The following is a 16,698-nucleotide window of genomic DNA, read 5'->3' on the forward strand; positions in this document are numbered from 1 at the left end:
AATTCAATATAACAAAGTAAAGCAAATAACCCAACAATTCTTGAGAATTATTGGGTTAAATAATTATTATCGAACAAATTAAAGATTAATAATTAGTGAGAATTAGCGTCTTTCGTAATACGCTAACCATCTAATTTTTCAATCATTTAATCAATTAGAATCAGCTTCATTCGCAACACACAAAACCCACAAATAAATAACAATATTTATTTTTAAAACCACCAAAACCATAATATTTAAAAAAATCCTATACTTTTGCCAAATCAATAAAACAGCAATGGCAAAGAATTTAGTAATAGTCGAATCACCTGCAAAGGCAAAAACAATCGAAAAATTTCTTGGAGCAGATTTCCAAGTAGAATCAAGTTATGGTCATATTGCCGACTTGCCGTCTAAAGAAATTGGAGTAGATGTGTTAAACGGTTTTAAACCCAAATACGAAGTTTCGCCCGACAAAAAAGCGTTGGTTTCGAAACTAAAAACTTTAGCTAAAAATGCCGATATGGTATGGCTAGCTTCCGATGAGGATCGAGAGGGAGAAGCGATTTCTTGGCACCTTGCGGAAGAATTGAAACTAGATCCTAAAAAAACGAAGCGCATTGTTTTTCACGAAATTACAAAAACTGCAATTCTAAAAGCAATAGACAATCCACGTGAAATAGATTATAATTTAGTTAATGCACAACAAGCACGTCGTGTTTTAGATAGATTAGTAGGTTACGAATTATCGCCAGTATTGTGGAGAAAAATAAAAGGAGGATTGTCAGCTGGTCGTGTACAATCGGTTTCAGTTCGGTTAATTGTAGAGAGAGAAAGAGAAATTATCAATTTCAAACCAGTAGCTACATATTCTGTACAAGCGGAATTTACCAACGAAGCTGGAAAATCATTCAAAGCAAAACTACCTAAGAATTTTAATACAAAAAAAGAAGCTGAAGATTTTTTAAATAAAAATATTGGTTCTATATATAAGGTAGGAGATTTAGAAACAAAACCTACCAAAAAAACACCAGCAGGACCTTTTACCACGTCGACTTTGCAACAAGAAGCGGCTCGTAAATTGTATTTGCCAGTTGGAATCACCATGCAATTAGCGCAACGTTTGTACGAAGCGGGATTAATTACCTACATGAGAACGGATAGTGTAAATTTATCTAAAGATGCGATGGAAGCGGCTCAAGCGGAAATCATCAAATCGTACGGAAAAGAATATGCTAAGCCTCGAACTTTTGTCAATAAAAGCAAAGGTGCACAGGAAGCACACGAGGCGATTCGTCCTACCGACATGTCGCAACACACTGTAAATATCGACCGTGATCAAGCAAGATTATATGATTTGATTTGGAAAAGAACTTTGGCATCTCAAATGTCTGATGCAGAGTTGGAACGTACTAATGTTAAGATTGAAGCCAATAACCATTCGGAAATTTTTACTGCTTCTGGAGAAGTTATCAAATTTGAAGGATTTCTAAAAGTATATTTAGAAGGTCATGATGATGACGAAGAAGAACAAGAAGGTATGTTGCCTTCTATGAAAGTAAATGAAAAATTATCAAATAATTATATTACAGCTACCGAAAGATATTCTCGTGCTGCTGCAAGATATACCGAAGCTTCTTTGGTAAAAAAATTAGAAGAATTAGGTATCGGTCGTCCATCTACTTATGCGCCAACAATTTCTACGATTATTAATAGAAATTATGTCGAAAAAGGAAATTTAGAAGGTCAAGAAAGAAATTACACGCAATTGACACTTCAATCTGGTAAAGTAGGAGAGAAGTTACTCAAAGAAAATACAGGATCTGATAAAGGAAAATTGGTTCCTACAGATATCGGAACAATTGTGACCGATTTCTTAGTCAAAAATTTCGATAATATTTTAGATTATAATTTTACTGCCAAAGTTGAACAAGATTTTGATGAAATTGCCGAAGGAAATATCCAATGGGCAAAAATGATGCAAGATTTTTACGACAAGTTTCATCCTACGGTAAAAGATGTTGAAGCGAATGCCGATAGAGAATCGGGCGAAAGAATTTTGGGAATAGATCCAAAATCAGGAAAACCAGTATCGGTTCGTTTGGGTAAATTTGGACCCATGGCTCAAATTGGTGCTGCCGATGACGAAGAAAAAACATTTGCCAGTTTATTGAAAGAACAAAATATTGGAAATATTACTTTAGAAGAAGTATTGAATTTATTTTTGCTTCCGAAAAATTTGGGAACCTACAAAGGAGAAGAAGTTGAGGTTTCAAACGGACGTTATGGTCCCTTTATTCGTTTCGGAACTACATTTGTTTCTTTACCAAAAGGAGAAGAACCATTAAACGTTGATTTGAATAGGGCACAAGAATTAATCGACGAAAAATTACTAGCTGATGCACCAGTTGCAGTTTATAAAGGAGAAGGTGTTCAGAAAGGTACAGGTCGTTTTGGTCCTTTCTTAAAATGGAATGGCATTTTTATTAATGTAAGTACAAAATATAATTTCAATAATTTGTCACAACAAGATATTGAAACAATTATTGAAGATAAATTGCAAAAAAATATCGATAAAGTACTTCATAATTGGGAAGCTGAAGGGATTTTGGTTCAAAAAGCACGTTGGGGAAGATCTGAAATTACAAAAGGAAAAATCAAAATCGAATTAAGCAAAGATGTTGATGCTACAAAATTAACATTAGCAGAAGTTCAAGAAATGATTGCTAAGAAAACACCAGCAAAAAAAGTGCCTGCTAAAAAAGCAACAACCGCTAAAAAACCTGTCGTAAAGAAAGCAGTTACTAAAAAGAAATAAAATATGGCATTCGATTTTCTACAACCATTAGATAATGACTTTCTTGAATTTGTTCAGGGATTATCACCGCAAACCTTAGGTAGAAAAGTCGTTTTTCATACTGATACTGAATTTCCAAATCTCGAAAATGTTTCTATTGCAATAATTGGAGTTTTAGAAAATAGAGGAATAGATGAGGTTAATAAAGAGATTGATTTATGTCACATCAGAAAAGAATTTTATAGTTTGTTTCCTGGAAATTGGCAAATGCAAATTGTAGATTTAGGTGATATTGTGTCTGGTGAATCATTAGAGGATACCTATTATGTTTTAAAAACTGCAGTAGCAGAATTAATTAAAAGCAAAATTGTCCCTATAGTAATTGGAGGTTCACAAGATCTAACATACGCCATGTATCGTGCTTACGATAAATTAGACCAAATGGTCAATGTGGTTACTATAGACAGCAAATTCGATTTTGCAAGAGAAAAAAGCTTAGAAGCACATTCGTATTTAACAAAAATGATTGTCGATGAGCCCAATAACTTGTTTAATTATAGCAATATTGGTTTTCAAACCTATTTTAATTCGCAAGAAGAAATAGATTTGATAGAGAAATTATATTTCGATGCATATCGTTTAGGAGAAGTTTGCAATAATTCTGCAATTGCAGAGCCTGTTTTTCGTGATGCTGATTTGGTTAGTTTAGATTTTTTATCTATTAAGTCATCAGATTCAGGTAATTTCTCTACATTTGTACCTAACGGATTTTCAGGCAAAGAGATATGTTCATTGTCAAGATATGCTGGAATTAGCGATAAAGTAAGTTCTTTTGGCATCTTTAATCACAATTATTCAAAAGAAGAATCTGTTTTAATTGCCCAAATAATATGGTATTTTGCTGAAGGATTTCATTTTCGTTCTAACGAATATCCTTTCGGATTAAAAGACAATTACATTAAATACATAGTAACACTAGAGGATGAGCTGATTTTTTATAAAAGTAATATTACAGAAAGATGGTGGATTGAGATACCTTTTATGTCTGTATCAAGCAATAAATTAAAAAAATCGACGTTACTACCTTGCACACATCAAGATTATTTAGCATCTTGCGCTGGAGAAGTTCCAGAAAGATGGTGGAAAGCGCAGCGAAAAAATATTATTTAACAGATATTAACACAATAAAATAAGCGAAAATTTACTTTTTTTATTTTTTTTAAGGTTTTTTTAATAAAAAAATTGTTTTTTTGAAAATAAATAAATAGGTTTACGCCCTTAAAAGTTATGAATACATACTTAACCCAAATTTATATGAAGAAGTTCATTTTATTAACAGTGCTGGTTTCATTTTTGTACAGCTGTGGATCGAAAGACAATGGTCAATTGGTAGGAGTGAAAGGTAAAGCTTGGCATCCTGAAAAGCCATTTGGTATGACATTAGTGCCTGGAGGTGCTTTTATTATGGGTAAATCAGATGATGATTTAGCTAATGTGCAAGATGCGCCAACTAAAACTGTAACCGTTCGTTCATTTTATATGGATGAAACAGAAATCACAAATAGTGAGTACAGACAGTACGTTTACTGGGTAAGAGATTCAATTGTTAGAACTCGTTTAGCTATCTTGGCTGATGAATTAGGTGAGAAAAGTGATCCTAAATCTTCTAAAAAAGGTGGTAGTATTGCAGATTATGCATTTGTTGATGCAGACACTACAAACATGAGTGTATATGATAAGTATATGTATGACAATTATTACAGTATTGGTTCAGGAGATGATCCTTATGCTGGAAGAAAAATAAATAATAAAGTTGCTTTGAAATGGGATACTAGACAGTTTCCTGATGAAAAGTATGCTGAAGTGATGGATTCAATGTATATTCCTGATGAGGAAGCATACAATGGATTGAGAACAATGGATGTAAGTAAATTAAAATTCCGTTATTCATGGATGGATATTCAAGCTGCTGCAAGAGCAAAAACAGGTAAGCGTAAAGAATTTATTCGTAAAGAACAAGTTCCTGTTTACCCTGACACAACAGTTTGGATTAAAGATTTTGCATACTCTTACAATGAGCCAATGCATAATGATTATTTCTGGCACCAAGCTTATGGAGAATATCCAGTAGTTGGAGTTAGTTGGAAACAAGCAAAAGCATTTTGTGCTTGGAGAACATTGTTTCACAATGCAGACAAGAAAAAACACCACCAACAATTTGTTAATACGTATAGGCTTCCTACTGAAGCAGAATGGGAGTATGCAGCGCGTGGAGGAATTGAGTCAGGAACTTACCCTTGGGGTGGTCCTTACGCTAGAAATGATAGAGGTTGTTATTTAGCTAATTTTAAACCAGTTCGTGGTGACTATGCAGCTGATCAAGCTTTGTATACTGTAGAAGCTCAATCATATGAGCCAAATGATTACAATTTGTATAACATGTCAGGTAATGTTGCTGAATGGACTGATTCGTCTTATGATCCAGCTGCTTATGAATATGTTTCAACAATGAATCCTAATGTAAACGATCTAAAAAACATGCGTAAAGTAACACGTGGAGGTTCTTGGAAAGATGTTGCTTATTATTTACAAGTAAGTACTCGTGATTTCGAATATGCAGATTCAGCAAGAAGTTACATTGGTTTCCGTACTCTTCAAGATTATATGGGTACTGATGCAACAGGTAACTCAGGAAAGTAAATTTAACCAAACTTTATATTTTAACTTAACTAAATTTTTTTATTATGGCATTATTAAGCAAAAAAGCAATGAATTTCGCTTACGGTATGGGAGCTGCAGTTGTAATTATTGGAGCATTATTCAAAATCACTCACTTCGAATTAGGACCTTTAACGGGTACTGTAATGCTATCGGTTGGATTATTAACAGAAGCTTTAATTTTTGCATTGTCAGCTTTTGAACCAGTTGAGCATGATTTGGATTGGTCATTAGTGTATCCTGAATTAGCAGGTGGTGAGGCTAGTGCTAAAAAAGAGAAAAAAGAAGATCCTCAAGGATTGTTATCTCAAAAATTAGACGCTATGTTGAAAGAAGCTAAAATTGACGGTGAATTAATGTCAAGTTTAGGAAATAGCATCAAAAACTTTGAAGGAGCTGCAAAAGCAATTTCTCCAACAGTTGAATCTATGACTTCTCAAAAGAAATATTCTGAAGAAATGTCTATGGCAGCTGCACAAATGGAATCATTAAACAGTCTTTATAAAGTACAATTAGAAAGCGCAACTCGTAATGCTCAAGCAAACAGCGAAATTGCCGATAACGCTTCAAAATTAAAAGAACAAATGCAGTCTATGACTTCAAATATTGCTTCATTGAACAATGTTTATGGTGGAATGCTTTCTGCAATGAGTAACAAAGGATAATTAGTTTTTAACTAAATTTATTTACTAACGAAACTAATTTAAAATAAAATGGCAGGAGGAAAATTAACCCCTAGACAGAAGATGATTAACCTGATGTATCTGGTTTTCATCGCGATGTTAGCAATGAATATGTCCAAAGAAGTATTATCTGCTTTTGGATTAATGAATGAAAAATTTGAAGGAGCTAATGCATCAGCAAAAGCAACTAATGAACAAATGATGTTGTCATTAGACACTAAAGCTGCAGAAGCTAAAGGTGAATTCACTGTTGCTGCTTCAACTGCTCACAAAGCTGAAGCTGCATCTAAAAAATTCTATTCTTTTGTTGAAACTTTGAAAGCTGAAGTTTTAACAGGTGTTGAGCCAGAAGAAGGAAAGTTGCCATACGAGTCTATGGATAAAGCTGATAATTTAGATAACAGCTGGTTTAATGGTGATAGCTATGCTCCAAGAGGTAACGAAGTAATTAAAGCAATTGAGACATATAAGTCTGAAATGAAAGCGGCTTTAGGTAATGAGAAAAAATATTCAGCTATCTTAAATGAAGTTACAAAAAAATTCGATTTATCGGAAGTTGTTAATAAAGAAGGTATCAAAATTAAATATTTAGATTATCACTTTAAAGGTTTTCCTGCAATTGCATCTTTAGCTAAGTTAAGTGCTTGGCAAAATGACGCTAAAAAAGCGGAATCAGATGTAATCAGTGCTGCATTAGGAAAAGCTGCAGTTCAAGCTGCATCTTATAGTAACTATCAAGCAATTGTGGTTTTAGAGAAAAATGCTTATTTCCAAGGGGAGAATGTAAAAGGTAAAGTTGTATTAGGTCGTTATGATGAAAATACAAAACCAACTTCATTTCAAGGTCCTGGTAGATTAGAAAATGGTCAAGCTGTAATCTCTTTAACTGCTGGTAGCGTTGGTGAGCAAACGATTAATGGTCAATTTACTTTCTTAGAAGATGGTAAATCTATTCCTCTTAAATTCGCCGGTAATTACGTTGTTGTACCTCGTCCTAATTCTGCTACAATATCAGCAGATAAAATGAATGTTGTGTATCGTGGTGTTCCTAACCCAATGACAATTTCATTTGCTGGTGTTGCTAACAATAAAGTAAAAGCTTCTGCTGCTGGTATGTCTGGTAGCGATGGTAAATACGTTTTAAGAGCTGGTTCTGGTACTTCTGTAATGATTAATGTTTCTGCGACTTTACCTGATGGAAAAGTTGTTTCTGACAAAAAAGAATTCCGTATCAAAGGTTTACCTGCTCCTACAGGAAAAATTCGTGGAGAAATTGCTGCAAAAGGACAGAAAGGTAATTTAGAGACTTGTACTGTATCTGCTGTTATGGAAGATTTCGATTTCCCTGTTACAGTAAATGTTACACAATTTAATCTTAAAGTACCTGGTCAACCTACAATTGTGGTTTCTGGAAACAAAATGGATGGTAGAGCAAGATCTGCAATTCAAAAAGCAACTAGAGGTGATTTAGTTGTTATCTCTGAAATTAAAGCTAGCTTCACAGGAATTGACCAAGTTGCAAAAAGAGTTTCAACTTGTACTTTTGAAGTACAATAATAGTTTGAGAATTTCGTTTTAGTTCTATAAACTTTACAATTATAAAATTATGAATTGGAGAAATTTAGTAGTAGTTATTATTTTTATTGCAGGAAGTTCAACTTCTTTTGCACAATCTAATTTGTTGAATGCCAAAAAACCAACTGAAATAGGTTTGAAATCGGCAGCACAACAACTAAAAGATAATGACAAGCCATTAGAATACGGTTATGTAGATGATCGTGATATTTTAATGTCTAAAAAAACATGGGAAATAATTGACCTTGATGAAAGAATCAATTTTCCTTTGTATTATCCTATAGATACAGCAGGTGTTGGTAACGAGCGTCGTTCATTATATGATGTACTTGTAAAAGGTATCAAGTCTGGTAAAATAACAGAAGTGTATTCTGATAGTTATTTTAGAGAGAAGAAAACATTAAAAGATATTAATGCTTCTTTGACAAAAACAGATACTAGTGATGCTGGTAGAGAGCAAATGAATGAAGATCCAGATGCTTTTAGAAACAGAATCGTTCAAAAACCTGAAGTTATTCAGGTTAAAAAGGGCAAAAAAATGGTAAATCAGAAAACAGGTAAAATGATTACTGATACTATTAAAGCTTCTAGAACAATATCTGAAGAGTATGTTGTTAGAACAGATTTAGCTTCTATCGACGTATCTGACTATAGAGTTGTAGGATTATGGTATTTTGACAAACGTCAGTCAGATTTACGTTACAGAATCTTAGGAATCTGTCCTGTTATTCCTGATGTGTATACCATGGACAAAGAAGAAAAAGAATATGTTGATTTGTTTTGGATTTTTTATCCAGGAGCTCGTGAAATTTTACATGAGTGGAAAGCATTCAACGATAAGAATTCTTCTATGCCTATTACTTTCGACCACTTGTTAAATTCACGTCGTTTCAATGCGCTTACTTACAAAGAAGAAAACGTATATAACGATAGAGAAATTGCTGATTACATGAAGGACAACTCATTAATGCAATTACTAGAATCTGAAAGAGTAAAAGAAAAAGTTCGTAACTTCGAGCAAGATATGTGGAATTACTAATATAAATTTCTCCAATTTCATATAAGAACTCCTCCGTTATAACGGAGGAGTTTTTTATTTGTTTAAATTTGCATTATGATAGATTACTTAATTGTTGGCTCTGGTATTGCTGGTATTTCTTTTGCAGAAATTGCTTTGCAAAATAATAAGTCTATTCTAGTTTTTGACAATGACTCACAAAATTCTTCTAAAATTGCTGGCGGAATATACAATCCAGTAATTCTCAAACGGTTTAGTGAAGTATGGAATGCAAAACAACAAATTGATTTTCTCAATTTTTTTTACCCTCAAATTGAGAGGCGTTTAGATATTAAAATTGATTATAAAACTCCAGTTTTAAGAAAATTCTTCTCTGTCGAAGAACAAAATAATTGGTTTGTTGCTTCTGATAAGCCTAATTTGACTCCATTTTTATCCACAAAAATACTCAATAAGAATTATTCAGGAATTAATGCGCCTTTTGGTTTTGGTGAAGTAATGAGTACGGGTTACGTCGACACAAACTCTTTGTTGCAATCCTATCAACACTATTTAATGGAAAATGTTTTATTAATAAAATCTAAATTTGATTACGATCAAATAGAAATTAAAGAAAATTGCATTCTTTACAACCAAATAAATGCAAAGCATATCATTTTTGCAGAAGGTTTCGGTTTGCATTCTAATCCTTATTTTAATCATTTGCCACTTGATGGCACAAAAGGAGAGCTTTTTATCATCAAAGCAGCAAATCTCAATCTAGATTGTATTCTAAACTCAAGCGTTTTTATTTTGCCTATAGGAAATGATTTATTCAAAGTTGGAGCGACTTACAATTGGAAAGACAAAACAAACGCAACCACAGAAGAAGGAAAACAAGAACTGTTAGACAGAATACATGAACTTCTAGACTGCGATTTCGAGATTATCGAGCATTTTGCAGGCGTTCGTCCCACGGTTCGAGATCGTCGCCCGTTAGTGGGTTCTCACCACGAGCACAAAAACATGTATATTCTCAACGGATTAGGGACTCGAGGCGTTATGCTTGGACCATCGTTAGCAAAGGCACTATTTGAAACTATCGAAAACAATATCCCGCTCGATACAGAAATAGATATCAAACGTTTTAATAAAAGGAAATAGGAGCACAATTTCTGGCTCCTATTCTATCATATTCCCACGTTATTGCAATCCACTTCCAAAAGCGTGGAATTTCCATGCCATCGGGGCTAAGAGCTCAAATTGTAGGCATTCTTTAAATTTTTGTTTTCCAATCTTTATCAAAATGGATAAAAATATTAATCCAAATATTTCTAGATAAGCGCATAATGATTGGCATAAACAACAAAAGAGTTAAACCAATAGATAGGAATGATGTTTTTAAATCACTTTTAAAAAATACATAACTTATAATAAAAGCAGCAACACTAAAAGCAATTCCTAATTCATAACTCACATACATAGCGCCAAAAAAGAACGAAGGTTCTATCTTATAGTGTGTACCGCAATGACTACAAGTATCATGCATTTTAAAAATCGAAAATATATGATAAGGATTCTTATCTAAATACATACTTTCTTCATGACATTTAGGACAACTCCCTGTTAGAATACTATTTAATTTGGATCCTTTATTTAACATTTTTACTAATTTAAGTACAAATATAAACTTTAAAAAAGGGTGTTATTGTAATATTTGTCACATGATGCATTTAAATTTACTTCTAAATACATTATTTTACTTTATTCTTCCAATCTTTATCAAAATGAATAAAAATATTAATCCAAATATTTCTAGAAACACGCATAATAATTGGCATTAATGCAATAAGCGAAATAATAATTGAGATAAACGAAGTCTTCAAATTTGTTTTAAACTGATAGTGAGAAACCAAAAAAGCGATAATTCCAATCCCAACACTAACGCCATAACTCACAAACATAGCGCCAAAGAAAAACGAAGGTTCAATTTTATATTTCTGACCACAATGGGAACATTTCTCGTGCATATCAAAAACTTTAGTCAAAATATAACTATTTTTTACCTTATACATACTTTCTTCCTGACATTTAGGACAACAACCCGTTAAAATTCCATATAATTTTGATCCTTTACCAAACATTTCGCTAAATTTTATGTAAAGGTAAAATAAGTATAGTACTTTTGCACCATATTAGAAAAAAAGCATGTTAAACATACATAATTTGTCGGTTTCCTTTGGAGGAACATATTTATTCGAAGAAGTAACTTTTAGAATGGGAGCTGGCGATAGAGTAGGACTTGTCGGGAAAAATGGAGCAGGGAAATCTACGATGCTAAAAATATTAGCAGGCGATTTTAAACCAGATTCAGGACAAATAGCGACTGAAAAAGAAGTTCGTATCGGATTTCTACGCCAAGATATCGATTTTGAACAAGGAAGAACAGTTTTGGAAGAAGCATATCAAGCATTTACGGATATTAAAGCAGTCGAAAAAAAGCTTGAAGAAATAAATCATCAGCTAGTTACTCGTACTGATTACGAAAGCGAAGAATATTCCCAAATCATTGAGGATTTATCAGATTACACACATCGATTCGAATTACTAGGTGGTTATAACTATGTTGGAGATACTGAGAAAATACTTTTAGGTTTAGGTTTCAAAAGAGATGTTTTTAATAATCAAACGGAAACTTTTTCTGGTGGATGGCGTATGCGTATCGAATTAGCAAAATTATTGCTTCAAGCGAATGATATTTTGCTTCTCGATGAGCCAACCAATCACTTGGATATAGAAAGTATTATTTGGTTAGAAAGTTTCTTGCGTAATTATCCAGGAGTTGTAGTAATCGTTTCGCACGATAAAATGTTTTTGGATAATGTAACGAATCGAACTATCGAAATCTCATTAGGAAAAGCTTACGATTTCAATAAACCCTATTCAGAATATTTAGAGTTGCGTCATGAAATTCGTGAAAAACAATTGGCGACTCAAAAAAATCAAGCTAAAAAAATTGAAGAAACTGAAAAACTAATCGAGAAATTCCGTGCTAAAGCTTCAAAAGCATCGATGGCACAATCATTAATAAAAAAACTAGATAAGGTAGAACGAATTGAAGTCGATGAAGATGATAATTCGGTCATGAATATTTCCTTTCCAGTAAGTAAAGTGCCAGGAAAAGTAGTAATTGAAGCCGAAGATGTCACTAAAGCTTATGGCGACAAAGTAATTCTTAAAGATATTTCATTGTTAGTTGAGCGTGGAAGTAAAATTGCTTTTGTGGGTCAAAATGGTCAAGGAAAATCAACTTTTATCAAAGCAATTGTAAACGAATTCAAATACGATGGCGTTATCAAAATGGGGCATAATGTGCAAATAGGTTATTTTGCTCAAAATCAAGCGGAATATCTAGATGGCGAAATCACTTTGCTAAGAACTATGGAAGATGCTGCAACCGACACTAATCGTTCGAAAGTTCGTGATATGTTAGGATCGTTTCTTTTTCGTGGTGACGATGTAGAGAAAAAGGTAAAAGTTTTGTCAGGAGGCGAACGAAATCGTTTAGCATTGTGTAAATTATTGTTGCAACCTATCAATGTTTTATTAATGGATGAGCCAACGAATCACTTAGATATCAAATCTAAAAACGTTTTGAAAGCTGCTTTGCAAAAGTTCGAAGGAACTTTGCTTTTGGTTTCTCACGATAGAGATTTCTTGCAAGGAATGTCAAATTTAGTTTACGAATTCAAAGATCAAAAAATAAAAGAGTATTTGGGTGATATAAATTATTTCTTAGAACAACGCAACTTGGAAAATATGCGTGAAGTCGAGAAAAAAGACATCGAAAAGAAAGAAGCACCTACAACAAATGCAAAAGCATCATACGAAGACCAGAAGAAAAATAAATCGCTTCAAAATCGTTTGAGCAAAATAGAAAGTCAGATAAAAGAATTAGAAAGAGATATTCAACAAGATGACAAAGCATTAGCTTCAAATTATGACAAACATCTTGAAGATGCTAAGTTTTTTGTGGCCTACAACAAGAAAAAATCTGACTTAGATAAATTACTAGAAGATTGGGAAATTGTTCAAGGAGAAATTGATTCTTTGTAACTAATCCAGTTTTTAGTAAGCAGTTTTTTAATTCTGTTTACTTTTTTATAAATAAAAAATATAGCCTTTTAAACCAAACTAAAAAGTGTCCAACTTTTTATTTTGGTTTAAAAGGCTATTTCTATAATTTTAAATAATTATAAAAACTTACTGCAACATTATTTTCAACTCTTCAAAAGAAAGCTTTTGTTGTTCGCCAGAAACTAAATTCTTTACTGAAAAAAGATTGTTTTTCATCTCATCATCACCAACAATTACTGCTAATTGAATGCCACGTTTATCAGCATACTGAAATTGTTTGGCAATTTTAACATTGTCAGGATATAATTCTACTTTACTACCTGATTTTCGCAATTCAGTGATGGCTTTCATGGCATATTTAGTTTCTTCTTGCCCAAAGTTTAAGAAAATAGCTTTAGAAGTTGTACTTACCGTTTCTGGAAACAAGCCCAATTCTTCGATAACTAAATAAATTCTATCTAATCCGAAAGAAATCCCTACACCACTCATGTTTTTTAAACCAAAAATACCTGTTAAATCATCGTAACGACCTCCACCACCTATAGATCCCATTGAGACAGCCTTTGGCGGAGCTACTTCAAAAATTGCACCTGTATAATAATTAAGTCCTCGAGCTAAGGTTACGTCTAAATCTAAAATAGCGGAGCTTAATCCTAAATCAGTTACGTTATCGCAAATAAACAGTAATTCTTCAACGCCTTTCATACCTTCGGTAGAATCAGCAAGTAAAACAGATAATTTCGTTATTTTTTCAGAAATAGAACCTGTAAAATTGAATAATGGTTGCACTTTTTCGATAGCAGTTTCAGAAATTCCTTTTTCGATCATTTCTTTTTTTACGCCATCTTCGCCTATTTTATCGAGTTTGTCTAAGGCAACCGTAAAATCTATTAATTTATCCGATGCGCCAATCACTTCAGCAATTCCGGACAATATTTTTCGATTATTGATTTTGATAGTTACACCATTTAAACCTAAATCGGTAAAAACCGAATCATACAATTGTACCAATTCTACTTCTTGCCACAATGAGGTCGAACCCACAACATCGGCATCACATTGATAAAATTCTCTAAATCGCCCTTTTTGCGGACGATCTGCTCGCCAAACAGGTTGTATTTGATATCGTTTAAAAGGGAATTCGATTTCGTTTTGGTGTTGTACTACATAACGTGCAAAAGGAACAGTTAAGTCGTAACGAAGTGCTTTTTCGGAGATAGTTGAAGTTAGTTTATTACTGTCTTTTTCTTGCAAATGTTGCTCATTGGCTTTTGCCAAATAATCCCCAGAGTTCAATATCTTAAAAATCAAACGATCACCTTCTTCACCATATTTTCCCATTAGTGTATCGGAATTTTCGAACGAAGGTGTTTCAATAGGTTGAAAACCAAATTTCTCGAAATGAGTTCTCATTTTCTGAATAATATATTGGCGTTTTGCTACTTCTGTAGGCGAAAAATCACGAGTTCCTTTTGGTATGCTTGGTTTCATTTTGTTGTGTATGGTTATTTGTGTATTCGGTTATTCGATTGCAGAAGGTTTTAAAAATTGCTTTTTAGCCCTGATGGAAGCGAAAATCCTGTTTCGTTTTTTGGGACGAAACAGATTGCAGCGACAGCAGGAAAATGAATTACAAAAATTCCAAAGCCATTCGCTCCTAAAACTTTTACAAATATCTTGTTTTTTAAGCTATTTATAAAATTTTAAATAGAAACTTGTAACAAAATCTGTAATTTCGTGTCAAATAAGTATTATGCTAGGATTATTTAAAGAAAATGTAAAAATTGCTTTGGGTTCTATTAGGACACAATTGCTTCGCACCGTCTTGACAGTGCTTATTATTGCTATAGGAATTACAGCTTTGGTAGGGATTCTGACAGTAGTTTCTGCTTTAGAAAACACTTTGTCTAGCAATTTTGCATCGATGGGTTCTAATACTTTCACCATAAATCAGTACGATAATTTGACTAGAACTGATGGTGGTAACGAAAGAAAGATAATAAATCCTACCATTACATATCCTGAAGCAAAAGGATTCAAAGAAGATTTCAAATATCCGTTCACCAATACTTCTATCTCATTTACGGCTACTTCAACCGCCGAAGTAAAATACGAAGAAGATAAAACAGATCCTGAAGTTTCGGTTTTAGGTGTTGACGAATATTTTATGCCAAACTCAGGACTTGAAGTGGTAAAAGGACGAAATTTCACTGATTTTGATATTGCAAATAATAATTATGTTTGTGTGTTAGGTTCTGATTTTGAAAAAAAACTGTTGAAAGATTTAAATCCAATTGATAAAATAATTTCTATTCGTGGCGCTAAATTTAAAGTCATTGGTGTTCTAGAAGAAAAAGGTTCAACTTTTGGAAATAGTCAAGATTTGCGAGTTATGATTCCTATACAAGTGGCGCGAACTTTATTTACTACTCCTAATATAAATTATACGACTAGTGTCATGGTCGAAAAAAAGGAATTGTTAAGTAATGCAGTCGATAATGCCATGATTACCATGCGCAAAGTTAGAAAATTGAGCCCGATTGAAGATGCTAATTTTAGTATTTCTAGAAGTGATGATTTGATTAACAAAATACTTGGCATTACACAATATTTGGGTTGGTCAGCTTGGCTAATCGGGATTATTACCGTTTTTGGATCATCTATAGCATTAATGAATATCATGTTGGTTTCTGTAACCGAAAGAACTCGAGAAATTGGAGTTAGAAAAGCATTGGGTGCTAAGAAAAGTACCATTGCAATTCAGTTTTTTATGGAAACCTTAGTAATTGGACAATTAGGTGGATTATTGGGTATTATTTTCGGAATACTAGTAGGTTATGCGTTTGCAGCTTTAATGGAGTTTGAATTTGTAATTCCTTGGTTAGCTATTATTTCTGCTTTTATTGTAAGTTTTATTGTGGCCGTTGTTTCAGGTTCTTATCCTGCCGTAAAAGCCGCAAAACTAGATCCTATTGAAGCATTGCGTTACGAGTAAAAAAGTCAAATATCATAAAGTCTTAAAGTCGAAAGTAATTTGATAACATTTTTAGACTTTAAGAACACATAGTTTGTCATTCTGAGGAACGATGAATCTCATTAACTTATTATGTGAGATTCTTCGATCCTCAGAATGAAAATTGTACTTATAATTTATTATAGATTTTGATTGGACATTTGACTTTATGACTTTAAGACACATCGAATCATTCTGTCATTTCCGTAAATATCTTTTTTGAGTTCTATGTTCTTGAAGTTATACTTTTCTAATAATTCAACCATTTCTTTTCCAAGATATTGATTGATTTCAAAATATAATTGACCGTTTTCTGAAAGATTTTTTGTAGCTAATTCTGCAATTTTTCGATAAAAAAGTAAAGCGTCATTATCTTCAACAAAAAGAGCCAAATGTGGTTCGTATTCCAGTACATTTTTATGAATTTCCTTCTTTTCTAAATTTCGAACATATGGCGGATTAGAAACAATTATATCGAATGTATTCAATAAATCTTCGGTTTCAAGAATATTTTTCTCAATAAAAGTTATGGTTACATTATTACGTTCTGCATTTTTTTTAGCTGTAGCCAAAGCTTTCTCAGAAACATCAATAGCATGAACATTCGCATTTGGAAGGTTTTTTGCTAACGAAATTGCTATGCAACCACTACCAGTACCAATATCAAGAATTTTGATTTGATTCGTTGATTCGTTGATTCGGTTATTTGATAAAATCCAATCGACTAATTCTTCGGTTTCTGGACGAGGGATAAGTGTATTCTCATTTACATAAAAAGGTAAGCTAAAAAATTCTGTTT

13 protein-coding genes are annotated in these 16,698 nt (G+C 32.9%); 9 read left to right on the forward strand and 4 right to left on the reverse strand.

Translation table 11 applies throughout. From position 1 onward, the window contains the following. The first annotated feature begins 277 nt into the window (after positions 1-277). The 7 genes from topA to ACHZC3_RS01305 all read left to right on the forward strand — a co-directional run bounded on the left by topA (position 278) and on the right by ACHZC3_RS01305 (position 9,913). Positions 278-2,797 carry a type I DNA topoisomerase gene (gene topA / locus ACHZC3_RS01275; protein WP_394758064.1) on the forward strand — a complete coding sequence of 840 codons (2,520 nt, stop codon included), beginning with the start codon at positions 278-280 and terminating at the stop codon, positions 2,795-2,797. A 3-nt stretch (positions 2,798-2,800) separates the two neighbouring features. Next, positions 2,801-3,946 (forward strand): formimidoylglutamase, encoded by a 1,146-nt coding sequence (locus ACHZC3_RS01280; RefSeq protein ID WP_394758065.1) that lies wholly within the window; start codon positions 2,801-2,803, stop codon positions 3,944-3,946. Positions 3,947-4,090: 144 nt separating this feature from the next. Next, positions 4,091-5,476, forward strand: coding sequence for a gliding motility lipoprotein GldK (gene gldK / locus ACHZC3_RS01285; protein ID WP_394758066.1), 1,386 nt, complete (start codon positions 4,091-4,093; stop codon positions 5,474-5,476). Between the two features lie 44 nt (positions 5,477-5,520). Continuing rightward, positions 5,521-6,159 carry a gliding motility protein GldL gene (gldL, locus tag ACHZC3_RS01290; protein ID WP_394758067.1) on the forward strand — a complete coding sequence of 213 codons (639 nt, stop codon included), beginning with the start codon at positions 5,521-5,523 and terminating at the stop codon, positions 6,157-6,159. Between the two features lie 48 nt (positions 6,160-6,207). Further along, the gene (gene gldM / locus ACHZC3_RS01295; RefSeq protein ID WP_394758068.1) at positions 6,208-7,734 is read left to right on the forward strand and encodes a gliding motility protein GldM; all 1,527 of its coding nucleotides are present in this window, start codon (positions 6,208-6,210) and stop codon (positions 7,732-7,734) included. Between the two features lie 49 nt (positions 7,735-7,783). After that, positions 7,784-8,791, forward strand: a complete 1,008-nt coding sequence (gene gldN, locus ACHZC3_RS01300; protein WP_394758069.1) for a gliding motility protein GldN — start codon at positions 7,784-7,786, stop codon at positions 8,789-8,791. 75 nt (positions 8,792-8,866) lie between these two features. Further along, the gene (locus tag ACHZC3_RS01305; RefSeq protein WP_394758070.1) at positions 8,867-9,913 is read left to right on the forward strand and encodes an NAD(P)/FAD-dependent oxidoreductase; all 1,047 of its coding nucleotides are present in this window, start codon (positions 8,867-8,869) and stop codon (positions 9,911-9,913) included. A gap of 112 nt (positions 9,914-10,025) precedes the next feature. Here ACHZC3_RS01305 and ACHZC3_RS01310 read toward each other — a convergent pair whose 3' ends face one another. Both ACHZC3_RS01310 and ACHZC3_RS01315 read right to left on the reverse strand, forming a co-directional pair. Further along, positions 10,026-10,412, reverse strand: coding sequence for a DUF983 domain-containing protein (locus tag ACHZC3_RS01310; protein WP_394758071.1), 387 nt, complete (start codon positions 10,410-10,412; stop codon positions 10,026-10,028). Between the two features lie 91 nt (positions 10,413-10,503). After that, positions 10,504-10,893 carry a DUF983 domain-containing protein gene (locus ACHZC3_RS01315; RefSeq protein WP_394758072.1) on the reverse strand — a complete coding sequence of 130 codons (390 nt, stop codon included), beginning with the start codon at positions 10,891-10,893 and terminating at the stop codon, positions 10,504-10,506. Between the two features lie 64 nt (positions 10,894-10,957). On the opposite strand from ACHZC3_RS01315, the gene abc-f reads away from it, so the two are divergent. Next, on the forward strand, positions 10,958-12,865 hold the full coding sequence (abc-f, locus tag ACHZC3_RS01320; RefSeq protein WP_394758073.1) for a ribosomal protection-like ABC-F family protein: 1,908 nt from the start codon (positions 10,958-10,960) through the stop codon (positions 12,863-12,865). Between the two features lie 147 nt (positions 12,866-13,012). On the opposite strand, the gene hisS is transcribed toward abc-f, so the two are convergent. Next, a complete protein-coding gene (gene hisS / locus ACHZC3_RS01325; RefSeq protein ID WP_394758074.1) occupies positions 13,013-14,377 on the reverse strand; it encodes a histidine--tRNA ligase in 1,365 nt (454 codons plus the stop codon). Between the two features lie 262 nt (positions 14,378-14,639). On the opposite strand from hisS, the gene ACHZC3_RS01330 reads away from it, so the two are divergent. Further along, positions 14,640-15,881, forward strand: a complete 1,242-nt coding sequence (locus tag ACHZC3_RS01330) for an ABC transporter permease (RefSeq protein ID WP_394758075.1) — start codon at positions 14,640-14,642, stop codon at positions 15,879-15,881. A gap of 185 nt (positions 15,882-16,066) precedes the next feature. Here ACHZC3_RS01330 and prmC read toward each other — a convergent pair. Next, positions 16,067-16,698, reverse strand: a 632-nt coding sequence (prmC, locus tag ACHZC3_RS01335; protein WP_394758076.1) for a peptide chain release factor N(5)-glutamine methyltransferase, incomplete at its 5' end; no start/stop codon positions are given.

The sequence above is a fragment of the Flavobacterium sp. genome (genome assembly GCF_043720215.1).
Taxonomy (GTDB): Bacteria; Bacteroidota; Bacteroidia; order Flavobacteriales; family Flavobacteriaceae; genus Flavobacterium.